Origin of the sequence: Nostoc sp. FACHB-133, assembly GCF_014698055.1 — a bacterium.
Lineage (GTDB): Bacteria > Cyanobacteriota > Cyanobacteriia > Cyanobacteriales > Nostocaceae > Nostoc.
Window position 1 is genome coordinate 22219 of sequence record NZ_JACJSH010000045.1, and the last position, 23535, is coordinate 45753.

22 protein-coding genes and 2 pseudogenes are annotated in these 23535 nt (G+C 41.3%); 11 read left to right on the top strand and 13 right to left on the bottom strand.

Annotation, left to right across the window (positions count from 1 at the left end; all coding sequences use genetic code 11):
* Positions 1-45 precede the first annotated feature (45 nt).
* The 5 genes from H6G86_RS27435 to H6G86_RS27455 all read right to left on the bottom strand — a co-directional run bounded on the left by H6G86_RS27435 (position 46) and on the right by H6G86_RS27455 (position 3948).
* Positions 46-1314: an MFS transporter gene (locus H6G86_RS27435; RefSeq protein WP_190936962.1), complete on the bottom strand. Its 1269-nt coding sequence runs from the start codon at positions 1312-1314 to the stop codon at positions 46-48.
* Positions 1280-1753, bottom strand: coding sequence for a MarR family winged helix-turn-helix transcriptional regulator (locus H6G86_RS27440; RefSeq protein WP_012410989.1), 474 nt, complete (start codon positions 1751-1753; stop codon positions 1280-1282). The genes H6G86_RS27435 and H6G86_RS27440 overlap by 35 nt, the downstream gene beginning before the upstream one ends.
* A 19-nt stretch (positions 1754-1772) precedes the next feature.
* Entirely contained in the window at positions 1773-2627 is an 855-nt protein-coding gene (locus tag H6G86_RS27445; protein ID WP_190936963.1) for an ABC transporter permease, read from the bottom strand.
* The gene (locus H6G86_RS27450) at positions 2584-3435 is read right to left on the bottom strand and encodes an ABC transporter ATP-binding protein (RefSeq protein WP_190936964.1); all 852 of its coding nucleotides are present in this window, start codon (positions 3433-3435) and stop codon (positions 2584-2586) included. The genes H6G86_RS27445 and H6G86_RS27450 overlap by 44 nt, the downstream gene beginning before the upstream one ends.
* A 267-nt stretch (positions 3436-3702) precedes the next feature.
* Positions 3703-3948 carry a UPF0175 family protein gene (locus H6G86_RS27455; protein ID WP_190936965.1) on the bottom strand — a complete coding sequence of 82 codons (246 nt, stop codon included), beginning with the start codon at positions 3946-3948 and terminating at the stop codon, positions 3703-3705.
* Between the two features lie 174 nt (positions 3949-4122).
* Between H6G86_RS27455 and H6G86_RS27460 the strand changes: the two genes are divergently transcribed.
* The gene (locus H6G86_RS27460; protein WP_190936966.1) at positions 4123-4599 is read left to right on the top strand and encodes a hypothetical protein; all 477 of its coding nucleotides are present in this window, start codon (positions 4123-4125) and stop codon (positions 4597-4599) included.
* 336 nt (positions 4600-4935) lie between these two features.
* Here the strand turns inward: H6G86_RS27460 and H6G86_RS27465 are convergent, their stop codons facing one another.
* The 5 genes from H6G86_RS27465 to H6G86_RS27490 form a co-directional block, all read right to left on the bottom strand.
* The gene (locus tag H6G86_RS27465; protein WP_190936967.1) at positions 4936-5142 is read right to left on the bottom strand and encodes a hypothetical protein; all 207 of its coding nucleotides are present in this window, start codon (positions 5140-5142) and stop codon (positions 4936-4938) included.
* A gap of 611 nt (positions 5143-5753) precedes the next feature.
* Positions 5754-6440: an SAM-dependent methyltransferase gene (locus H6G86_RS27475; protein ID WP_163928875.1), complete on the bottom strand. Its 687-nt coding sequence runs from the start codon at positions 6438-6440 to the stop codon at positions 5754-5756.
* Between the two features lie 46 nt (positions 6441-6486).
* Positions 6487-7032 carry a protein-tyrosine phosphatase family protein gene (locus H6G86_RS27480; protein WP_190936987.1) on the bottom strand — a complete coding sequence of 182 codons (546 nt, stop codon included), beginning with the start codon at positions 7030-7032 and terminating at the stop codon, positions 6487-6489.
* A 24-nt stretch (positions 7033-7056) separates the two neighbouring features.
* Entirely contained in the window at positions 7057-9108 is a 2052-nt protein-coding gene (locus tag H6G86_RS27485; RefSeq protein WP_242064999.1) for a bifunctional metallophosphatase/5'-nucleotidase, read from the bottom strand.
* Positions 9109-9186: 78 nt separating this feature from the next.
* Positions 9187-10245 carry a sulfonate ABC transporter substrate-binding protein gene (locus tag H6G86_RS27490; RefSeq protein ID WP_190936969.1) on the bottom strand — a complete coding sequence of 353 codons (1059 nt, stop codon included), beginning with the start codon at positions 10243-10245 and terminating at the stop codon, positions 9187-9189.
* Between the two features lie 210 nt (positions 10246-10455).
* On the opposite strand from H6G86_RS27490, the gene H6G86_RS27495 reads away from it, so the two are divergent.
* Together H6G86_RS27495 and H6G86_RS27500 are read left to right on the top strand one after the other, a co-directional pair.
* Positions 10456-11094, top strand: a complete 639-nt coding sequence (locus H6G86_RS27495; protein WP_242065000.1) for a class I SAM-dependent methyltransferase — start codon at positions 10456-10458, stop codon at positions 11092-11094.
* 459 nt (positions 11095-11553) lie between these two features.
* Positions 11554-11913, top strand: a complete 360-nt coding sequence (locus H6G86_RS27500) for a VOC family protein (RefSeq protein WP_012410959.1) — start codon at positions 11554-11556, stop codon at positions 11911-11913.
* A gap of 160 nt (positions 11914-12073) precedes the next feature.
* On the opposite strand, the pseudogene H6G86_RS38935 reads toward H6G86_RS27500, so the two are convergent.
* Positions 12074-12265 (bottom strand): annotated as a pseudogene (locus H6G86_RS38935) (Coenzyme F420 hydrogenase/dehydrogenase, beta subunit C-terminal domain); the annotation flags it as partial.
* A gap of 54 nt (positions 12266-12319) precedes the next feature.
* On the opposite strand from H6G86_RS38935, the gene H6G86_RS27505 reads away from it, so the two are divergent.
* The 4 genes from H6G86_RS27505 (at position 12320) to H6G86_RS27520 (ending at position 16950) form a co-directional block, all read left to right on the top strand.
* The gene (locus H6G86_RS27505; protein WP_190936970.1) at positions 12320-12526 is read left to right on the top strand and encodes a type II toxin-antitoxin system HicB family antitoxin; all 207 of its coding nucleotides are present in this window, start codon (positions 12320-12322) and stop codon (positions 12524-12526) included.
* Positions 12527-13447: 921 nt separating this feature from the next.
* A complete protein-coding gene (locus tag H6G86_RS27510) occupies positions 13448-14899 on the top strand; it encodes a glycoside hydrolase 100 family protein (RefSeq protein WP_190936988.1) in 1452 nt (483 codons plus the stop codon).
* A 65-nt stretch (positions 14900-14964) separates the two neighbouring features.
* A complete protein-coding gene (locus H6G86_RS27515) occupies positions 14965-16470 on the top strand; it encodes a 16S rRNA (cytosine(967)-C(5))-methyltransferase (RefSeq protein ID WP_190936971.1) in 1506 nt (501 codons plus the stop codon).
* Between the two features lie 57 nt (positions 16471-16527).
* Positions 16528-16950, top strand: a complete 423-nt coding sequence (locus H6G86_RS27520) for a tellurite resistance TerB family protein (RefSeq protein ID WP_012410962.1) — start codon at positions 16528-16530, stop codon at positions 16948-16950.
* Positions 16951-17078: 128 nt separating this feature from the next.
* Here H6G86_RS27520 and psb35 read toward each other — a convergent pair whose 3' ends face one another.
* Positions 17079-17306, bottom strand: coding sequence for a photosystem II assembly protein Psb35 (psb35, locus tag H6G86_RS27525; protein ID WP_114085228.1), 228 nt, complete (start codon positions 17304-17306; stop codon positions 17079-17081).
* Positions 17307-17557: 251 nt separating this feature from the next.
* Positions 17558-19821 (bottom strand): annotated as a pseudogene (locus H6G86_RS27530) (transglycosylase domain-containing protein).
* A gap of 364 nt (positions 19822-20185) precedes the next feature.
* Between H6G86_RS27530 and folK the strand changes: the two are divergent.
* From folK to H6G86_RS27555, 4 genes are all read left to right on the top strand, one after another.
* Positions 20186-20701 carry a 2-amino-4-hydroxy-6-hydroxymethyldihydropteridine diphosphokinase gene (gene folK / locus H6G86_RS27540; RefSeq protein WP_190936990.1) on the top strand — a complete coding sequence of 172 codons (516 nt, stop codon included), beginning with the start codon at positions 20186-20188 and terminating at the stop codon, positions 20699-20701.
* Positions 20702-20770: 69 nt separating this feature from the next.
* Complete coding sequence (locus H6G86_RS27545) at positions 20771-21319, top strand: NUDIX hydrolase (RefSeq protein WP_190936972.1); 549 nt, start codon at positions 20771-20773, stop codon at positions 21317-21319.
* 7 nt (positions 21320-21326) lie between these two features.
* On the top strand, positions 21327-22169 hold the full coding sequence (locus tag H6G86_RS27550; protein ID WP_190936973.1) for an ADP-ribosylglycohydrolase family protein: 843 nt from the start codon (positions 21327-21329) through the stop codon (positions 22167-22169).
* A gap of 470 nt (positions 22170-22639) precedes the next feature.
* Positions 22640-23443, top strand: a complete 804-nt coding sequence (locus H6G86_RS27555) for a prohibitin family protein (RefSeq protein ID WP_190936974.1) — start codon at positions 22640-22642, stop codon at positions 23441-23443.
* The last annotated feature ends 92 nt before the right edge of the window (positions 23444-23535 follow it).

Genomic DNA, 23535 nt, shown 5'->3' on the forward strand with positions numbered 1-23535 from the left:
GCTGCGGTGGGACAAATATTATCTATGGAAAATAGATAAGTATTTCTATTTATATTCCTGTAAAGCTCCTAACTTACGGATTCCTGGCCAAATCATTGCCGTAGCAATCACCACTACAATTGTGCCAATTCCACCACCCACAACGGAAATCACTGGGCCAAATAAAGCAGCAGTCAAGCCTGACTCAAAGCCCCCCAACTCATTGGAGGCACTAATAAACACGCTATTAATAGCAGCAACTCGACCACGCAAATGATCTGGTGTTCTGATTTGAACCAATGTATGGCGAATCACAACGCTAATGCTATCCAGTGCGCCACCAAGGATCAGCATCAACATAGATAGCCAAAAGGAACGAGAAAGTCCAAAGATAATTGTGACAACTCCAAAGCCAACCACTGACCACAATAAGGCTGGGCCTGCTTTGCGTAACGGTGGTAAATACGCCAGGGTAATGGCCATAGTCAAAGCACCGATGGAGTGAGCTGCTTGGAGATATCCCAACTCCACTGGCCCCACGTGTAAAATATCTTTGGCAAAAATCGGCAGAAGCGCGATCGCACCACCCAACAATACAGCAAACATATCTAATGTAATCGCTGCTAAAATCAACTGATTCTGCCAAACAAACTTAGCACCAGCTGCAAGTGCTTTAAATGAAATTGGCTCAGTTGCACGAGTGACTTTTTGCTGTTTGATCGCCAGCGTTAAAATAAAACACAGCAATGCTGCGATCGCTGCTACTACATAAACTCCTGTAGCACTTCCTAATAGCGCAATTCCAAATCCCCCCAAGGCTGGGCCGATAACTGCGGCTAACTGAAAACTACTACTATTCCAGGTGGCTGCATTGGTAAAAGCTGTGACAGGTATTAATTGCCACATCAAAGCATCACTGGCAGGTTTGAGGAATGCCCTAGCGACACCTGTTAATACTAAGCACGCATAAATTAGAAAAATTGCACCCTGAGTATAGGAAAGCACCCCTAAAGCTAGGGAGCAGAGGGCTAGCAACATTACCGAGAGTAACATGGTCACTTTGCGATCGCGGCGATCGGCAACATCTCCGGCAATTAAGGTGAGAATAATCATCGGTAGGACTTGCGCCAGCCCTACACCGCCTAAAGCGATCGCTGAGTTAGTCCGCTCATAGAGTTCCCAGCCAATCGCTACAGTTTGCATTTGCGACCCCACGAACAGCACCAGCCGTCCGATGGTAAATAGCCGATAGTCTCGAAACTTAAAGGCTGCAAAGGGATCGTGCTGTGCAACCTCAAAGTTATGGGGCTTTGAGTTCTGTTTTCTCGAAGACATTTTTTAGTAGAGTTAAGCCTTCTTCAATGTTGGAAATTTGGTCTTCTGAAAGACCTTTCAGCAAATCGGTAATATGAGCGCGAGTTTGATCTTGGGATTGCTTGAGATGATGTTTTCCATCTTCAGTTAAATTGAGCAGCACCCGCCGCCGCTCTTGAGGATGAGCAATCCGTTTCACAAAGTCGCGTTGTACTAAGCGTTCTATGGTTGCTGATGCCGTGGCAGAGGTGACACCTAAATGCTCTGCTAAATCAGATAATGAAGCACCAGGATTACGGTTGATAAATGCTAGCGATCGCAATTGAGGTATAGATAAAAAAGCGGCACTATGGGCACGCATATCCGCTCGGATAAACCGCATCACTAATGGAACTGTTTCCATTACTCTAGCGGCACATTCTTCGGAAGTTGCACCTTGATTAGGTTTATCCAAGGTCATGGGCTTGTTGTTCTCCTAGTTACATGGCCACCCGTGGATAAAGTTTTCCACCAAGGATGGCCAAAATTATTAATGTGAATAAGAGAATTGTACAATCCAGACCAAAGCCATAGATGCTAGTGCCATTCAACAGCATGGTGCTACGTAACCCGTCAACCAGATAAGTCAACGGATTTAAATGGGAAATGAACTTTAACCAACTGGGCATTAAAGAAATCGGATAGATGGCATTGCTCGCAAAAAATAACGGCATGGTTAACAATTGTCCAATACCCGTCATCCTTTCTCGGCTTTTCACCAAACAGCCAATAATTAATGAGAAAATACAAAAGGAAGCCGCTCCCAGTATGACTAGCAGCAGTACTTGGAGAATAGCTAGGGGATGAAGATTTAGTTTGACACCTAATAAAAATGCTAATCCGTAAATGAATATTACCTGAGATAAGCACCTCACTCCACACGCCAGGGCTTTGCCCAACACCATCGCCACGCGAGGCGTAGGACTAGCTAAAAATTTATGGACAATGCCTAAATCTCGCTCCCAGATTAGCGTCATTCCACCACTAAAAATTGCCACGAACAGAATACTCTGAGCCAAGATGCCGGCAGAAATAAAGTCTAAATAGGGTAAGTTCCCTGTAGGAATCGCGCGAGTCCGGGAGAAAACTTGCCCAAAAATTAGGAGCCATAATGCTGGTTGCACAGCCCGAACAACTAAATCAGTGGGATCGTGGCGGAGTTTACGTATTTCTAATTCTGCGATCGCCAGGGTTTTCGTAACTAGCTCTTTAATTGCAGAGATCAAATTTACTCGGACAGTGGGTGGTGCTTTAACCCAACCGTTGAGCAGTACGTCTGGTTCTTGCTGTGTCACGGTAGTTGACTCCTGATGTTAACTGGTCGCCTGTATAGTGAATAAAGACATCATCCAAAGTTGCATTTGGGTTATTTAAAGAAGCTTTTAAGTCCCTTGGTGTACCTGTAGTAACGACTTCACCTTGCTGCATAATCGCCACTCGGTTACATAAGCTATCCGCTTCTTCTAAAAAGTGGGTTGTTAAAAATATAGTTGTGCCGTAATCAGCACAGAGTTGTAGTACAAGCTGCCATACTTGAGTTCGAGCGATGGGATCTAGCCCGACAGTCGGCTCATCAAGAAACAAAATTTGGGGTTGATGGAGAACTGATATGCCAATTTCCAGCTTGCGGATCATCCCACCAGAGTAGTTTCGTACCAAGCGTTTCGCCGCATCTTGCAAACCCATGTATTCTAGAATTTCATAGATGCGGCGATCGCGTCCTTTGGCAGGTATTCCATACAGCTTGGCGAAGATTAAGAGATTTTCGTAACCGGTCAGACTACCATCAGCAGAGAGCGCCTGGGGTACATAGCCGATAGCCCGTCTCACAGGATTGGGTTGACGAGCCACGTCATAGCCAACTAAGGTTGCTTTCCCTGCACTGATAGGCAGTAAGGTTGTCAACATCTTAAGAACTGTACTTTTCCCTGCACCATTAGGGCCAAGCAATCCAAATACTTCGCCCTGTTCCACAGATATGCTCAGGTTATTAACTGCGGTTAATTTACCAAAACGGCGTGTAAGTCCCTGAGTTTGCAGAATTAGCGGTTTTGGTTCGCTAGGAGGTTGCGATCGATTTATCTTTCCCGTCAGTATTGTCACAAGTTTGATGCACTTCTATTAATTAGTAAATCTAACTATTAGCTTCTCAATAGATTTACTAGAAGTCAATAGACTTCTGGCATAAAGTTGAATCAGAGTAAAAAAAAACTCAGTAGGGTGGCGGCGAGGTTATTGATAGGGGAAGTATCACTGACAAATTAACCGCAAACACTTGCTAGGGATGGTTAATAGGTAAAAATTTTCAGAATGCCTGAAGATGGTTAATGGCGGCGAGGTTATTAATGGGTGAAGTATCACTGACAATGATCACAGTCTACCCATCGCCCGTAAGTTTTCTATATCTTGGTCAAAATCCTCGACCCCATAATGCACTGAAATTTGACGACTTGCGAGTAGATGCTGAAATGCTATACGATTCATGCCTGCAAATCGGCTGGCTTGAGCAAGGGTTAACTTTTCTTTTTGAAAGAGCATCACCGCAATTTCCTGCTTCATTTTGCCTTCAGTCATCCGAGTTGCGGTTAATATTTCATTAGGAATGATGACGTTCATAATTATAATCCTCTCTATCACTACTATTCTAAGCAGCTTGGGCATCGCCAAGTGATAATCAGGTAAATAAACCGAACCGTATCCTTTTTATAAATCTTGTTCATGTCATAATGTAACGCTTTGTTCTGGTTTGGGAACCCTAAGAATAATACTTGAGTACTGAATACAGTCTACATGACAATAAAGGATGTTCTTGCAGATTTCGAGGGAGATGATTTCGTCCCTCCCAGAATTATTCGTGCTGCTCGCAGTTTTAATGGTCAAGGTACTTCACTTTATTACTATATTGATGGTAAAGATTCTGATGGGCTTGTTGCTGGTCTAAAACTAGACTTCTTTAAAGAAGTTCGTTTTACTAACTTTAAGAAACCTCATCCAACAGAGAAATATAAACCTTATTTTGATAAATTCATTTCTGGATGGTCTTGTAGCCATGATGATGTGTTGCAATGTTTTACATCATCGAATTCAGTAACAAAAGTGCAATTAGACAAGATGGCTAGACATTGGGAAATTTCTGTAGAGCAATTTATCAATACCTTGTTACTTGCATATATGTTGTTGTGCGATGCTGAAGATGATGGCTGGCTTGATGGATCTGATTGGGACGGCGGAGACTTCGGGGGTTTTTTGCCTCCACCAAAGCGATGAAGCATTAATAAAATTGATTTATATTTTTAAATATCCTCAGATTACTAAACAGCATTGAGTTACATATCTACTTTTAGCCTAGATTAAGCTCATATCTATCTATAAGAAATTGCTCGTTTCCCTTTATAGAATCTAATTGTCTGGTCAACAAAAAATGGATGCTAATGATAACATCCATTTATCGCTTTCATTTCATTAATTTCATGATTTTGGAAAACATACATTACAGACTAATACAATTCTCTCAAAAAATAATTAGATAGTGAGTGAATTATATCAATATTGTTCCTATATGAATTCCAAAGCTTTACCTATGCTATTTCTAGTCATGGCTTACTATTGGTCAAGCCTAAAACCTAAAACTAGGATGGGAATTTGATCCCCATCAGCAGTGGTCAGATTCCCGGTTATTCTAATATCAGGATTACCTTGCATATCACGATTACGTCGCCTTCTTGAAAATAATTGTCCTCCAGACAGATGTTGCTGTTGGTCTGAAGGTATCTCCACAAATAACTCTTGTTGTTTGGCTATAATTGACATAATTACCTCACTTACGTACATAGGTATTGAATACCTATATGATTCTTTATAAGGATATTTATTTGAAATTAAATTATCCAAAAGTAATAATTTTGAAACCTATGTATACCTTGATTTTTTCATCTAAAAGCATTAGAGCGCATCTAGCGGTTAGGGGATGGCAAAGTAGAATATGGAAATAAGTTATCAAAAGCGTCCATTCACCCAAGCCAGTCGTAAATATAACAAATGATTAAAACCAGACTCACTCCATCACATTCCAACACCTTTAAATCTTGGCGTTCATCAACCATTTACAAGCACTTTCAACTCATGCCACTTCCCAACAGCAAATTCTACTCAGTAGAAGAGCAACAGGTACAGGTATCTGTTGTAACGTTCATTAAGTGACTCTGCAAGAGTATCGCTCATCGCAGCAAAGTATACTGACCATGAATGCAACTTGGTAACAGCGACACTGATGTCCATTCCTGGTAGAAATGCTACATAATAACGCTGATTATAGTGATCGGTGCGATCGCATTAAAAATTATTCAATCATTGAGCGCTTGTAAAAAAATCCTTCTTGGTAATCAGAATGTAATTACTGAAAATTATGAATTATAAATTTTCTAAACATCTCTGGTTATCTTCAACATTTTATTTCCACCAGGCTGTAGCTCATATTCAACATTTTCAATATCGATCTTGTAACCCATTGAAGTGTAATATTTTACTATTTCATCTAAATGTTGAGAATGTTTCCACATTAAAGTTATCAGGGGAAATATTCTGATTTCTTTAGCAATACGTAGCATCTCGCCTACAGAATTTAGGTGAAAGTTGTAATCTAGATGGTCTGAATATAAAAACAATAAATGTGAACACAGGGCTATATCAAACTCTTGATCTTTAAATTCTAATTTTGGAAATTCATCAACTATATATCTGTTGCTTTTTTTGCCATTTTCATAATCAGAGAGAAATTCTTTAATAACTTTGACTCGATTGTGTCGCAAATCATCTGGAGATTTATGATAGCTCCATACCCAATCTTTCGATGTAGCCTTGACTTGGCTAATAATGTTATCTACCACTTCATTAAATCGTTGCAATATCTCATCACCAGAAAATTGGTATAGTGGATCAACAGAAACTACACTTTTACCCTGACGTGTCATTTCTGCATTAAAGCTTGCCGGGCCATCCCCAATTCCAAGGATTTTTTTATTTAAATCTGCGTCTGTTAAATTGAATATTTTTATATATTCATCCATTGATCTCCCAAAAGGAACTACTTTATCTAAAACCATTGCCATAGAATTTACCTCGCCAAGAGACTGATTAAACAGGTTGATAGCAAAATCAAAAAACTTTATGTATTGCTAGACGGCAATCATTTAGAAGCAATTCAAGTTCTTTTACAACTTTCAACGGATTTCTACCTATAAATACAGCAGCTAATGCAGCTTCATAAGGATTTCTACCTGTTTTCTTGACAGCAGCGATTGCAGCTTGATTTGATAATCCTCGGACACTAACTAGCCATGCCGCTAATACATGTCCAGTACGTCCAACTCCACCAGAACAATGTACAACGACTTTCTCATTTTGTTTATCTGCTTCTATTAAGAAAGGAAGTATTTTTTGTGTGAGGGTTTCTAAATCAGATAGATGTAAATCTACAATTGGTGCCCAACATACTAGCTGATTACCAAATTCCTGTTTGTAGCTATCCAGAAGATTAGAATAATAAGCTAGCTGTTGATTGGGAAGAAGGCAACAAACTCGCTTAATATCTTGGCACTTCATGAATTCTATCCAATCCTGAACCTTATTGTTAGTGTATCCAGGTCGCGCAGCACCAAATACTATTTGCTCGTTCTCCCAAGCCGGGGCAAACTTATACATCTTTAAGTAAGTAGGCACAAATAATTAATTTGATAACACCACATCTTTACGCAATTTGAGATTTTGAATGCGAGTATCTTCTGCGGGTGGCACATCCCCTTGAGAAAAGGGAATCTGCTTAAAGTTAGCAGCTAGATATTCGGCTAATGTATCTTGCTCGGAACCATCAGCAGCAAAGGTGGCTAAACCTGTGCGTTTGTTCTTATCAGCATCTTTTGATATCAAATCAACCCGTTCTGTTTTCGGAAAAGGATAGCCATCGCCACCAGTTGCAAGGAAATTGAGGGTAACAGTGCGGAAGATCCGATGAGGATCACCCACTAACTCGGCATTTTTAACTACTACATCAATAATTTTGCCCTTCTCATCCTTGATAGCAAGGGATTTGACGCGCTTACCTGCTGGCAAATCTGGGTCAAAGCTAAAGGTTAATCCCGCTACTTGGGGAAAACTGCCAGGGGTAGCGCTGGGTGCGATCGCTGCTACGCTATGTTCAATGACCGCTAGTAGTTCTTTTGCACTCAGAGTAACTAAAGTCAAGCCATTGTTGAATCGTAGCGCATTGGTGATATCAAGTTGGGAAATTTCTTTTGCTTTCTTACCTGCTACAGGATTTGCTTGAGGTGGTAGTTTGATAACATCTTGTGAGCGAGTCGAACCAGGGGGAAAGGTGTAGATACCGATATTGTCACGGATACCACCGCCATTTTTGATGGAAATGACTGTTTTAGGATCGTATCGTTTAGCGATCGCTAAATTAGCTTCGGCTGTCAAATTCCCTAAATTGGTTTCTTGTGTGCGGACATCACCGCGCCAGCCATTGAGGAAGACGTTGGTTTTCCCAAAAATTTTACCATCTTGGGCAATAATCACTTTTTGAAGTGCCTCTGTAATGGCGACAATTTTAGGATCGGGTTTCCCGCCGACAGTTGCTACACCTTTAGAATCAGTCGCATAAGCACCACTGATTTTGGAGTCAATACTAAACGGAATAATCACTCCATTGGCATCAAAGTTAACTACTAGACGACCAACATAACGATAGTTTCCATCGGTATTAACTACGGCTATCGGATTACCATCTGCTGCTTTTGTGAGGATTGGATAAGTTCCAGCAGATTTATCACCGACTCGTAGACGGTCTGTTTTGTCGGCTAGTAAGGTATTAGAACCACCAGCAACAACGATATCTACTCCTTTGAGTAATTTTGCTAGCTTTTGCTCAATAGCAATTTGCTGCATGTGCGCCAACAGAATAACTTTATTAATATCTGGGTTTTTTGTCAGCAGCGCATCGACAGAAGTTTGAATTTCAGCAGCTAAGGCGGCGATGTCTGCGGCATTACGATTGTTAAATTCTTTAGGCAACACAGTCACATTACCGGGAGAAGAAATCGTCCGCAGAGTGGGAGTTGTCGCGCCAATTACACCAATCTTTTCACCATTGAGGGTAATGATGGTACTACGGGCAATTTTATTAGGAATTTTACTTGCCTCTTGTCCATCAGCAGTAACTAATTTTGCCAGGTCTTTATCAGTGCTGAAGTCTAGATTTGTGCTGAGATAAGGGAAATTTGTACCTGGGTAATCTTTTTTAGCACCGAGTAAATCGGCAACAACACCCGTACCTAAGTCAAATTCGTGATTACCAAAGGCGATCGCATCAAACCCTAGAGCATTTAAAATTAAAATATCTCCTCTTCCCTGTCCACCAAAAACTGGATCACTAGCAAATAAGAAGGGACTGGGAATATAGGCATCTCCAGATGAAAGGATTAAGGTATTAGGATAATCAGGCTCACCGTCACGATTAGCATCCTGATTTTTGAGTGCATTCAACACTGCCGAAAAGTTTGGTGCATCCTTCAGTGCTGGAACACCTGCTTCTTGGTCGGAAGTATGTAAAAGTTGCAGTGTGAATTCCGGTTTAGGTGTTGTTCTGACTTGCGCTACACCAATACTAGTTCCCAGAGAGAATAATATACCAAATATAACTAACGAACTTAACTGGTTAGTACTTAAATTTAGGCTATTAAGCTTACCGAAAAATATATTTTTGGAATTTAACAAAGGCATAATAACTTTTAAACGTGTTATGTTAACTTGTAACATTATTCGGAATTCAAAAATCATTCTTCATTAATTATTCACTTTTCATGGCCAAACAATTTCTTTAACTTTGATTTCTTTCGGGATCAACTTAATTTTGTAGAAGGCATCTGCAATCTCTTGTTGTTTAGTAATCACTTCATCTGTGAGCGGAAGTACATCATATTCATGTCGCTTTTCTGCTATTTCCAACACAGGAGCATCTATACCCAAAGCAGGGGAAAGAAGTTTAGCAACTTCAGTAGGATTATTTTTTGCCCAGTCACTAACTTTCTTCACCCTATCCAAAACTATTTTCAAAACATCAGGCTTGGCATCAACAAAAGATTTTGCAGCTAGATAATAACCACGATTGGGAGCTAATTCCGTTGCGTCTGCTAAAATGCGTGCGCCTGTTGCTGCTTCTGCTGCGGCTAAATATGGGTCCCAAATTTCCCAAGCATCAACCTTTTTTCCTTCAAAGGCAGCACGAGCATCGGCGGGTGGGAGAGTTGCTGCTTGGATGTCACTGTACTGTACCCCTGCTTTTTCGAGCGCTTTTACCAATAGGTAGTTAGCATTAGAACCTTTGGCAAAAGCAACTTTTTTACCCTTGAGTTCAGCCACACTTTTAATAGGTGAATCCTTGGGTACTACGATGGCTTCGGCTTTCGGACTCCAAGGATCATAGGCAACATAAACTAGAGGAATAGCCCCAGCTTGGGCAAATATTGGTGGTGATTCTCCGGTATAGCCAAAATCAATGCTACCTGCATTCAATGCTTCTAGCATTGGAGGCCCAGCCGGAAATTCTGACCAAGTTACGGAAGATCCTGAAGTTGCAAAGGCTTTTTCTAATTCTCCTCTCGCTTTCAGTGCATAGAGGACAGTTGACGCTTTCTGGTAGCCTATACGAATTGTAGTACCGCTAGCTACAGCGCTGGGGCTAGCGATTTGAGTTGTTCCATTGTTACTTGCGCTTGGAGAGCAAGCAGAGATAGCCAAACTTAAGCTAAGTCCTAATGCAAATAATAGGGAAAAGGTGTGGATTCTTTGCTGTTTGAACCTTTGAAGGAATGCAAAAGCCATACCCAAAAATCGACTTGAAGAGAACTTAGTAAACATCTTCATTCTGCTTTCAGGGGTAAATAAATATCAGATTTCAGCTACTTAACGGTGAATCTACGATAAGTTTATTGATTCACCGTATTATTATGTAATGATAAAAATATCACATAATTACAGATGAAATGCAAGTTTATTCATTGAAGAAAAAATCTTACTGAAAGTCATAGCAATGTCAAATATAAATTCAATCGGATCAGAAAGGACGCGATGACAGATAATATTCTTCAACAACAGATTGAGTACTATCGTGCTAGAACCAATGAATATGATGAGTGGTTCTATAGGAAAGGACGCTACGATCGCAGTCCCGAAATCAACCAGCGCTGGTTTAATGAAGTAGCTGTGATAAAAAATACATTACACCAAATTGGTTTGATGGATGATATTTTGGAGTTAGCATCTGGAACAGGTATCTGGACGCAGGAGCTTTTAAGGATCGGTAAAAAGATTACTGCGATCGATGCCTCTGAAGAAATGATTGCAATTAATCGCTCGAAGTTGAATTTACTGAGTGTTAAATATCACCTAATTGATTTATTTACTTGGCAACCCGACACTGAATATGATTTAGTGTTCTTCGCCTTTTGGCTATCTCATGTGCCACCAAAATTACTCGATTCTTTTTTGACGAAAGTCTACCAATCTGTTCGCCTTGGTGGGGAAGTATTTATCATTGACTCTTCCTTTGAACCGACATCCACAGCTAACAATCATATCCTTGAAGACGACGGAAACATATATAAAACCCGTAAATTAAATGATGGTCAAGAATTTCAGATTGTCAAAATTTTTTATCAGCCAGATGAACTTAAGGATAAGCTAAAAAAAAGCAGGCTTTCAGGCTGAGGTAAAAGTGACAGATAATTATTTTATCTACGCACAGGGAAAAAAATTTGAAACAATTCGTAATTCAGAATCTGTAATTATTTAAACTACACCCGATGTATTACTAATTAAATACTATGGGAATATCAGACGTATTTTTTCTTGTAGAGACATTAATTCAAGATGGCATCAGAAAACATCTTCCTACTATTTTCTCTGACATACTCCTAAAACTAGGTACTGTTGCAAAATCTATGTATATATATTGGTTATAGCTATACAGATGACTTATGTGGGGCTAAAGGAGTAGAAATGAAATGTATTTTGATTGACTGCGAACAACATTATCAAGAGCTAGATGAACAGAGGATTAAAGACCTTTTCAAGTTGAAGATAGACTATTTCTTGATCAATCTTAGTTAACTATGATTGCTAAGTAAGCAAAATAAAATCCATTAGCTGCCTAATAGACAGTTTGCAATGCAAATTCTTAAAGTATTAACCAGAGTCTATCTTAGTCCGGTAGACTTGGATGAGGCGATCGCTTTCTATGAAAACCTTTTTACAGAAAAATGTTGGTTGTGGTTTCAATATTCCGAGGCCGAGTTAGAACTTGCAAGTGTGGGTTCTATTCTTTTAATTGCTGGTTCGGCAGAAGCACTCTCTCCATTCAAGAGTACACACGCAACATTTCTTGTGGACTCACTCAATGATTTTAAAGAAGCACTTATTCAGCAGGGTGCTGTGATTCTGGCGGAACCGAACAAAGTTACCACTGGAGCGAATATGCGAGCGATGCATCCTGATGGAACCATTATTGAGTATCTTGAGTTTGGATAATGGAATGGAAGGTTTCTAGTTGATGTGATATGAAGTAAGTGATTGATACTCATCGATTCCACAAAATTCTCGTGTTATGGAAAGTGCTTAGTTTACCGCCGTAGGCATCACACCAAAATATTATTGATATTTCTTTGGAAGAATTTGCTTGGTTAGCTTTTTTTGATCGCGTGTGAGTTTCTTCTTCAAGTTCGCCTATTTGCTTATTAACAAAAGCGCAAGCTTACCTGACATAGCGAATATAGTATGTATTGCATAGTCCACATTTGCTACAGAGTTCTTTCGTAGGGCGGTGGCTGCTAGGTTTTAAGGCTCTGGCTTTTTTGTGCCTGCTAGAATCAATTGAGGTCATATAAATTTTTTGTTTTATCCAGGAATCGCTTTTATTACAATCACTGCCTTACCTATGAACTTCACGATAGAGATTGAACAAGAAGAAGATGGACGCTTTCTGGCTGAAGTGATTGGTTTTCCTGGTGTACTGGCTTACGGTCAGACACCAGAAGAAGCAGTTGCTAGAGTTCAAGCATTAGCTCTGCGTGTGTTAGCAGATAAGCTGGAACACGGAGAAGTAACTCTAGAGTTAGTCAGCGTTTCATTTGTCGCAGCATGAGTGAGTGGTCTAGCACAAAGGCAAAGCGTGTCCTAGCTGCTTTGCTACGTATTGGTTGTGAGATTAAAGCGCCGATCAGACTATTAGGCTTTGGGATTTAAAAACTTGGGAACAATGGTGGGAAATATTAGGACTAAATCAGAGTGATAATGTCAACTTTGTTAAACTTGCGTATCGTCGATTAGCAAGACAATATCATTTTGATATCAACAGTTCTGCATCGCAAAACCTTTAATGCAAGCAATTAATCAAGCTTTTGATACTTTCAGGTCTAAAGATGCTGAGATTATTTAATCAACGAGCCAAGCTACTCCGTGTCTTTACACCTCTCTGTGAGACTTAATTACTATTCTTAGACATACTTTTATAAACACCTCATGTCATCTGCCAGTGGGGTAAAAAATTTAACCCTTCAGAAGTATTGACATTTGAAATTTTTCAAGAATTCATCTTGCATATTCTGAAAAAAAGTTATAAATTATTATTCTATAGGGGAATAATCTGACCTCTTAGTGTCAAAAACTAATTCTGCTCAAGTAAATATACTGCAACCAGTTTTAACTTCACACAAACCATAAGCAGCGCTGAAGATATATTTTTGTTTGGTAAAGCAAAGCTTCTGGACATGAAACAGAACAATAAATAATCTAAAAATATATCTTGTGTGACTGTTTGAAGAATTATATTACTACTCTGGGTGAATAAAAACAACTATAATTCACCAATGCAGTAATCGATTATAGGGCAATTAACTAATAATAATGCTGTAAAAATTTCAGCAGATTTATTTCTTGTTAGTTGATTAACTTTCTCCAAATTATGCTATTCAAATAATCCTTTTTGTTATGCTGAGAATAGCAAAAATAAGGAATGAAGACGCATCTACCACAAATTCACAACCCGAATGGAGTTATTCTGGCGATGCACCTAAACGAATTGGAAACTACTGAAAATTTGAAAGAAGTGGAAGAAGCGTGGCTAACACTAGAAAAATCAATTCTCTATTATCAAGGCCGCCCCGTTGGTACTGTAGCCGCTTATGATGCATCTGTAGAGGCTCTCAATTATGACCAGTGCTTTGTTCGGGATTTTGTCTCTTCAGCTCTGATTTTTCTGATCAAAGGTAGAACAGATATTGTTCGTAATTTCTTAGAAGAAACCTTAAAGTTACAGCCTAAAGAAAAGGCATTAGATGCCTATAAGCCTGGACGAGGATTAATACCAGCTAGCTTCAAAGTTGTATCAGACAATGGGCAAGAATATCTAGAAGCAGACTTTGGCGAACATGCGATCGCTAGAGTTACACCTGTTGATTCTTGCCTATGGTGGATTATTTTGTTACGTGCCTATGTCGTCGCCACTGAAGATTTTTCTCTGGCTTATCAACCTGAATTCCAAAATGGCATCAGGTTAATTATGGAAATCTGCTTGGCGAATCGCTTTGATATGTACCCAACGCTATTGGTTCCAGATGGTGCTTGTATGATTGACCGTCGTATGGGCATTTATGGGCATCCTTTAGAATTGCAAGTTCTTTTTTACACGGCATTGCGTGCATCTCGTGAACTGCTAATTTGTCAAGGGAATTCCGATATTGTTGCAGCCATTGATAACAGGTTGCCTCTTTTATGCGCTCATATTCGCCAGCATTATTGGATAGATATTAATCGCCTGAATGAAATTTATCGCTTCAAAAGTGAAGAATATGGTAAAGGTGCTGTGAATCTGTTCAACATATATGTAGATTCTGTTCCCTATTATGAATTAGATAAGTGGTTGCCAAAAAAAGGTGGCTATCTAGCGGGTAATGTCGGGCCGTCGCAGCTAGATACTCGCTTCTTTTCACTCGGAAACTTAATGGCGATTATTTCAGACTTAGCCACCGAAGAACAGTCACAAGCAATTATGACTCTCATTGAGGATCGATGGGATGATTTGGTGGGAGATATGCCAATGAAAATTTGTTTCCCAGCTTTAGAACATGAAGAATACAGAATTGTAACTGGATGTGACCCCAAAAATATCCCTTGGTCGTATCATAATGCTGGTAGTTGGCCAGTTTTAATGTGGATGTTGGCAGCCGCGGCTGTGAAAACTAACAAAATAAGTCTTGCACAAAAGGCTATTCAAACTGCCCAAGGACGGCTCAGTACAGATCAATGGCCAGAATATTATGACGGTAAGAAAGGGCGACTGATTGGGAAACAAGCTAGGAAATATCAAACTTGGACAATTACTGGGTTCTTATTGGCGAAAGAACTGATGGCAAACCCCACTTATTTGCCATTAATCAGCTTTGGTAAATTACCAGCAGAACAGGTTTCTAGAGCATGTGAGTTTGAAATCGCTAGTGTAGACCCGTATATGCAATAATTCGTAATTCGTAAAGAGTTGGGAGTTAGAATACAAAAGCCTCCTGACTCCTGATTCATGTTTCCATGACAAACCCCCGTCAACTAGCTTTTATCACTCTGCGAGATGTTCATAAGGGGGCTTATGCTGATGTTGCCCTAGATAGAGTACTGCAAAAAGTTAATTTGCCCGATCACGATCGCCGCTTGGTGACAGAATTGGTTTATGGGAGCGTCAGAAGGCAGCGCACTCTTGATACTCTCATAGATCAATTCGCCAAAAAGAAATCTCACCAACAACCACAAGACCTCCGCACCATCTTACACTTGGGTTTCTACCAGCTGCGCTATCAAGAGCGTATTCCCGCCTCTGCTGCTGTTAATACCACCGTCCAACTCGCTAAAGAAAACGGTTTTTCTGGACTTACGGGTTTTGTTAACGGTCTATTACGCCAGTATCTTAGAAAAGCAGAGGGACAGAGGAGCAGAGGGACAGAGGAGCAGAGGAGCAAGGGAGCAGGGGAGCAGAGGAGCAGGGAGACAGGGGAGACAAGAGGACAAGGGGACAAGGGGACAAGGCAAATAATCAATCCCCAGTCCCCAATTCCCAGTTCCCAATGCCCAGTTCCCTATTTTGATCCGTTACAACTTCCAGAAAACCCAGTGGAACGCTTGGGTATTTTACATAGTTTTCCTGACTGGATTATTCAAATCTGGTTAGAACAACTGGGTTTGACCGAGACAGAACAACTGTGTGAATGGATGAACCAATCACCAACAATTGACTTGCGTATCAACCCACTTTGCATTTCAATCGAAGAAGTTGAGGCGGCTTTGCAATCTGTTGGTCTTTTGGTAAGACGGATTCCTGATTTACCCCAAGCTTTAAGATTCATGGGTAATACTGGATCAATTCAAAAACTACCTGGTTTTAAAGAAGGTTGGTGGACTGTACAAGATGCTAGTGCCCAATTGGTAAGTCATTTGCTCGACCCCCAACCAGGTGAGGTGGTAATTGATGCCTGTGCTGCACCAGGGGGTAAAACAACCCACATTGCTGAATTGATGGCAGATAGCGGGAAAATTTGGGCTTGCGATCGCACTGCTTCTCGTCTTCGCAAACTTCAAGAAAATTCTCAACGCCTAAATTTACAATCTATCCAAATTTACACTGGCGACAGCCGCCATTCTAACCAATTTCAAAACACCGCAGACCGCGTATTATTAGATGCTCCATGTTCCGGGTTAGGAACCATGCACCGTCATGCTGATGCTCGTTGGCGACAGACACCAGAATCTGTCCTGGAACTTTCGGTGCTGCAAAAAGAATTGTTAACACATACATCAACTTTTGTCAAAGCTGGTGGTGTACTAGTTTATGCCACCTGTACATTGCATCCAGCAGAAAACGAAGAAGTGATTTCGGCATTTTTAGCTGAGTCTCCTCATTGGCAAATTGAGCCTCCAAAGGTCATTGAGTTGGCTGCTTCTGCATATAGCACCCCTCAAGGTTGGTTTAAAGTCTGGCCCCACCGACAGGACATGGATGGCTTTTTTATGGTTCGCTTAAGAAAAACCAATAATTCCGAGTGAATACTGTTTGGGATTGTACGATTTGATGGTGGCCTGAATCTACCAGAGGAGGCAGCAATGGTTACCCCTTCCAATGTCAAAAACTTAGTTAAAATCCTGATTGGAGCAGCCTGGATTGATGGCAGAATCCAGCCAGAAGAACGGCAATATCTCCGCGAAATAGCTCAAGCAAAAGGTTTGGCTAACGATCCAGAAATTAAGCCTTGGCTATACGAATTAGTTCCTGTACAGCCAAAAGAATGTTATGACTGGGTGCGGGAGTATTTAGGCGATCGCCCCAGCCTTGAAGATTGTGAAAATCTGATTGAAGCCATCAGTGGCTTAATTTATAGCGATGGCGAAGTCGCCGTCGAAGAAGCTAGACTCTTGACAGAATTACAAGATATAGCGAAGCCAAATGATTCAACTCAACCGATTCAGACTAAACTTCTCAAACAAATTCAAAAGCTTTACCGTCGTTGGGTTGACGTACAAACCTAATCATAGTCAAAAGTTCATAGTCTAATGACTAATGACTCTCACGGGTGATGCCTCCGGCACGCCAAGGGCGAACGCCAGTCACTCATGGGGGAAACCCCCAAGACCGCGCTGGCTCACTAATGACTAAATTATGACTTCGGTTTCCCCACACCCGGAGTTTCTTCTTTATCAACTTTAGGCACAAAATCAGGACGCTCTTTGCTTTCCCAACCTGCGGGGCGTTTCGAGTTGTACCAAGCTATTGAACCAATGCTTACAGCAGCAATAAAACCAACGACATACACCAAGGTGAAAGCAAAGGGAAAATGACCACCACCTGTTGCAACTGAATCGGCTGCCTGCATCAATATATGCATGAGTATATTCTCCAATGTTAAGTAACACTACTTGACACACTATAGAATGAGCGTATCACTTAACATCCTCCCCTAGTTTAGTTTGAGCAACTTCATATTGCAGAGAAAAGGGCAGAGGGGCAGGGGGCAGGGGCAAGGGGGAGAATTCGTAACTCCTAACTCTTCACGGGCTAAACCTTAGCTATCCGCTAACGGAACTGTTTTGCCCAATGCCCAATGCCCAATGCCCAATTCCCAATTCCCACTCTTCATTAATTAGAAGGTCTAAGTCTTTCGCGCCAAGATGGTTGTGGCGATGAAGAACCGGAATTATTGTCAGGAGAGGAAGAACGGCGAGTTCTGGGAGGTGAGGGAGAGTCAGATTCTACTCTTCTAGAGCGCCGCCGGGAAGTAGATGATTCGGAAGAAGAGTTACTAGAATTTGATTCTTCGCTGCGATCGCGCCTTCTCCGTCTTGGGGTATAGTTTGACTGTTCTTCTTGAGAATAGCTCCTTCTCCTACGTCTCCTTGATGAACCACTCTCCTCAGAATTTCTAGCACTTTCTCCTTCTGAGTCATCATTAGAGGAAATAGAACGATTCAGCACTTGTTTGGGCTTGATGGACTGGGCTTTGATTGTACCTTTGCGACCTTCTAACTTTGGCCGTTTGGGAAACTTTTCGACAGGCATCCCCTCTGCCGCTTTCTCCATAAATTCGTGCCAGGTGTAAGCGGCGCTGCCACTGCTGCCATAAGTGGGGCGGTTATCATCATTACCTAGCCATACCCCTGTCACCATTTGGGGGATGTAGCCAATAAACCATAAATCGCGGGCTTCATCGGAAGTACCTGTCTTGCCAGCAACTGGTCTCTCACCTAATTGGGCAGCAGCACCAGTCCCCTCTTCTACGACGTTACGTAGCATCCAAGTCATGATGGCGGCACTGTCAGCGTCAAGGGCGCGTTTAGATTTAAAATTAGCTGACCAGATTACCTTACCTTGGCGATTGAGGATGCGGGTAATACCATGAGGTTCTGTGTGTAATCCCTGAGTCGCAAAACTGCCATAAGCGCTGGTCAACTCCAGTAGATTTACTTCATTTGAGCCGAGAGCCAAGGAGTAGGTGGGCTTGAGTTCAGATTTTATGCCCATATCATGGGCAAGTTTAATTGTTGGTGTAAATCCGACATCAATCAACACCTTCACCGCAATTATATTAATAGAGCGGGTGAGGGCATCTCGGATGTTCATTGAACCCCGAAATCTTTCACTATAGTTTTTTGGTTCGTAGCCGTCTACTACAAAGGGTGCATCCTCGTAGCTATCGTAAGGGCTTTTACCACTAGCGATCGCAGTGGCATATACAAACCCTTTAAATGTCGATCCTGGTTGCCGTTGTGCCTGGGTAACTCGATTAAACTGGTTTTTACCAAAGTCTTTTCCCCCAACCATTGCCTTAATTTCACCGCTCCGGGGGTCAATGGCAACCATTGCTGCTTGTTTAAAGTTCTCCCAGCGTCCTTGATTTCGCAGTGTTTTGGCAACCGCCTCTTCTGCCACTTTCTGCCAAGTCGGATTCAGCGTGGTTTCCACTACTAATCCCTCACTTGCCAGCACCTTAGCAGGAACGTACTTCGGCAATTCTTTTTGGATGTAGCTGGTAAAGTAGGGTGATTCTACTTGTACTCGCTTGGGTAAACTGTTTTTAAGGGTTAGTGGCTCTTGGAGTGCTGCTTGCCTTTGCTCTGGTGTAATCACTCCATCCTCTTGCATCCGTTGCAATACCAGATTTCTTCGCCGGATTGCCGCTTCGGGATTTTTGTCTGGGGCGTATAAGCTAGGAGCGGGGGCTAATCCTGCGATCGTTGCCATTTCCGCAAGAGTAAGCTGGTCTGGCGATTTACTAAAGTATACCCAGGCGGCATCTGCCACACCATAAGCTCCACCTCCCAAATAAACCAGATTCAGGTAACGCTCTAGAATCTGATCTTTGGTTAATTCATGCTCCATTTTTTGTGCTAGGCGGACTTCCTTGAGTTTGCGCCAGATTGTCTGTTCTTGTTTCAAAAAGAGAATCCGCGTTAACTGTTGGGTGATGGTGCTACCACCTTCTACCACACCTTGCGATCGCAAATTATTCAAACCCGCCCTAACAATCCCTTGTGGGTCAAATCCGTTGTGTTGCCTAAATCTTCTATCTTCTGAGGCGATGAAAGCTTTTTTTAAATTATCTGGTATTTGTTCCAGTTTTAACTGTTCTCTAGTTGCTTCACCTTGTTGTTGTAATATAGTTCCATCAGAGGCTTTGATCGTCAGTGTTTGCTCTCTCAGCACGGCATTTAACTCGGCCTGATCTGGCAAAGTGCGGTCTATTAGACTGATGCCATAGATCAAGGCAACTATCCCACCACCTACACCCAAGCCTGCCCAAAACCATAAGCGACGATAGAGTGGTTTACCGCCAGTTGCCTGATTGGTCTTCATCCTAGATGGTAAAATTTTCATTTGCTCAGTAACTGCCTCGCCTGTGCCATATATGCTCGTGGTAAGCTCTCATTTGTTCCTCCTTGTCCAGAGTCACTCAAGTTAGTTGGTCTTCGCTTGAACCAGGAGGTAAGCTTCCCCACGTCAGTTCCTCGCTCAAAGTAGTAACTATAATAACCACCATCAATCAGCTTTGGGGTTAGCACACCACCATTGTGTTAGTATAATATCCTATAAATAATTAACTAAATTCACCATAAAATAATGTTTTTTAGATTTGGTTAATTTAGTTTTGTAAACTTCTGGTCATTTTTGATAGCTATTGGAATACGCAAACTGTTGGCATTTTTTGGAACAAGTAAAGCGAAGTATCCATACAGACAGCCCGAAAAAGGCTTAATTAATGAGATTGCGATGGCTGCGGCTGGTTACGCAGCAATAAAGCCCAGACGAAGCGCCGTTGCCCTTGGTAGTAATATCGGCGATTCCCAAACAATTTTAGAAGCAGCTATCAAAAGTTTAGCCCAAACCCCAGGTATTCTCTTAGAAGCTAAATCCAGGTGGTACAAAACTAAAGCTGTGGGGCCACCACAGCCAGATTATCTAAATGGCTGTGTGACATTGCAGGTAGAGATGCTACCCCAGCAGTTATTAGAAATTTTGTTAGGAATTGAACAACAATTTGGGCGTGTGCGTCAAGAACGCTGGGGGCCACGAACTCTAGATTTAGATTTGTTATTATTTGATGACTTTATTGTAGATACACCAAATCTCCAGATTCCTCATCCACGAATGCGGGATCGGGCCTTTGTGTTAGTACCACTGGCAGAAATTGCCCCCGATTGGATAGAACCAGTATCCGGGTGTGTTATTAAAGAACTGCTGAAAGAGGTAGACTGTTCTGATGTACATTTATCGATGGGCAATTAAAATTACCATCTTTAAAACACAGAAAAGACTGATATCACCTCTGTACTTAACAGATAATCAGATTTTACTATGCCATTAGGTAGAGAATTACCACAACTGCTAAAACAACGCCTGTTTTATAAAGGACGTAAGTTTGATTTTGAAGTCAATCGCTTGCGTTTGCCTAATAAAGCGGAGGGAGAATGGGAATGTGTTCGTCACCCTGGTGGTGCTTTAGCAGTACCTGTGACACCAGAGGGCAAACTTGTGCTGGTGCGCCAGTATCGTTTTGCGATTCAGGGACGGATATTAGAATTTCCGGCAGGAACTGTGGAAGCAAATGAAGAACCTTTAGAGACAATACAGCGCGAAATCGAAGAAGAAACAGGCTATAGTGCCCAAAAATGGGATAAATTAGGCGAATTTTTTCTAGCACCTGGTTATTCTGATGAAATTATCTATGCTTTTCTGGCGCGAGATTTGGAAAAGCTAGAGACACCACCAGCACAAGATGGAGACGAGGATATCGAAACTGTGTTTTTGACTCCCGAAGAATTAGAGAAAGCTATTCTGGAAGGAGAGGCGGTAGATGCTAAATCAATTGCTAGCTTCTTTCTGGCGCGTCCGTTTTTAGTTTAATACCCTTATGCTGCTAGAGTTAGCGATTGCAGATGCCTACGGTGCAGGCTTTGAATATGCTGATGAGATGATCGTTAACAACGATTTGAGTCGATACGTCGAACATCCCCGTTTTCGACTCATCCCTGGCAGCTATACCGATGACACCCAGATGAGCATTGCCATTGCGGAAGTGATTGTTGCTCAAGCACCGTGGACACCAGAAGTTTTAGCCAATAGCTTTGTTAGAGCTTTTAAACGCGATGAGAGAGAAGGTTATTCTCGAAACTTCCACCATTTTCTGCTAGAAATTCAGAATGGGGAAGAATTTTTAACCAAAATTAACCCTGATAGTGATAAAAGCGGGGGTGCAATGCGTGCAGCACCCATTGGCATCTATCCCACACCAGAAAAAGTCATTGAGGCGGTAACAATTCAAGCGGCAATTACCCACAATACACCTGATGGAATCAATGCTGCTGTTGCCGCTGCTTTGATGTCACATTATTTTATCTACCAACTGGGAGCAAAACGCAAATTAGGAGAGTTTCTCCAAGGTTATGTATCTGGGGAATGGGCTAAACCTTGGGAAGGTAAAGTCAAATCTAAAGGTTGGATGAGCGTCAGAGCCGCGATTACTGCCGTGATGCGAAATGACAGGATGAGCGAACTTTTACAAGATTGTATCGCTTTTACAGGAGATGTGGATACAGTAGCTGCGATCGCCCTGGCTGCTGGTTCTTGTAGCGAAGAAATTACACAAGACATTCCCAATCATCTTGTCACAGGCTTAGAGAATGGAACTTACGGTAGAGATTACCTCATCGACTTGGATAAGCAGCTGATGAGTTTGGCAAAAAATATCAGCTAAATATAATACTCGGTTGCAAGCATTGCCTCTCCATCCATTTCTGGTAAAGATGCTGTCGCGTATAGCCTTCAAAAACTGTCATTGCTGCTTGCATTGCTTCCTGTCAAATTTCCTCAATGATTATATTCTCCATCCTTGGGCAAGTTTCCTAATTTTTAAGATTGTGAGGCAAACTTACCTTTTCAAATACTACGGTTTTTCGATATCATTACAGTGATTTAGGTAAAAATAAAGCTACATTAGCCTTCACTATCTCCAAGTCTGGGTAGTAAAGTACACATTGGCTGCTTACCTATATACTTGTATGTTGAAAACATTAACCTATCATTGAGGAATTTACTACTTATTTTTCACATGTCTAGAGTGATATGAAAATTGACTTAGAGCCAAAGTTATAAGAGCATAACGGCAAGAAGCTTACAACTCCTAAATATGTGTCTCTGTGCCAGACGCATACATGTTTTACACAGATGATAAAAAATAAAACTTTTAACAGTGCAGGTAAATTGACTGCTCTTTTGTTCCTGATAACTCTCTTTCTCACACCTTGTGTGATCGTAAATGCAGGAGAACGGGGTGTATTAATGAAATTTGGCGAAGTGCAAAACCAGATATTAGGAGAAGGACTTCACTTAATTATTCCTGTAGTCAATACTGTGAAAAAGTTGAGTATTCGAGTCCAAAAACAGGAAATTTCGGCTGAAGCTTCTTCCAAAGATTTACAAAATGTTTTCGCCGACGTAGCTCTAAATTGGCATATTATCCCCCAGGAAGCAAATGTCATTTTTCAAGAAATTGGAGATGAACAAGCTGTAGTCATGCGGATTATTAACCCAGCCGTTGAAGAAGTATTAAAAGCAGTAATAGCAAAGTATACTGCTGAAGAAATTATTACTAAGCGAGGAGAAGTAAAAGGTGCAGTAGATGATGCGTTGTCTACACGGCTAGGTAACTATCACGTTGCAGTTGATGATATTTCTCTAGTTCATGTCCATTTTTCAGAACGATTTGGTGAGGCGGTAGAAGCGAAGCAGATTGCGGAACAAGAAGCAAAACGAGCAGAGTTTATCGCACTCAGAGCAACAAAAGAGGCTGAAGCAAAAGTTAATTTAGCCAAAGGAGAGGCTGAAGCACATAGATTATTACGTGATGGTTTAACTCCAGAAATACTACAAAGGCAAGCAATAGAAAAATGGAATGGTAAGCTACCATTAATCGTAAGTAAGGAGGCTCCAAAACTATTAAATTTAAGTGAATTTTTAAAATTTGATTAAAATTGATCTTATTGTGTAATTATTTGCTCTCTACTGAGAAGATCAGATCCCAAACTTCTTCAAGAAGTCGGGGATCTTTTTGTTCTATAGAA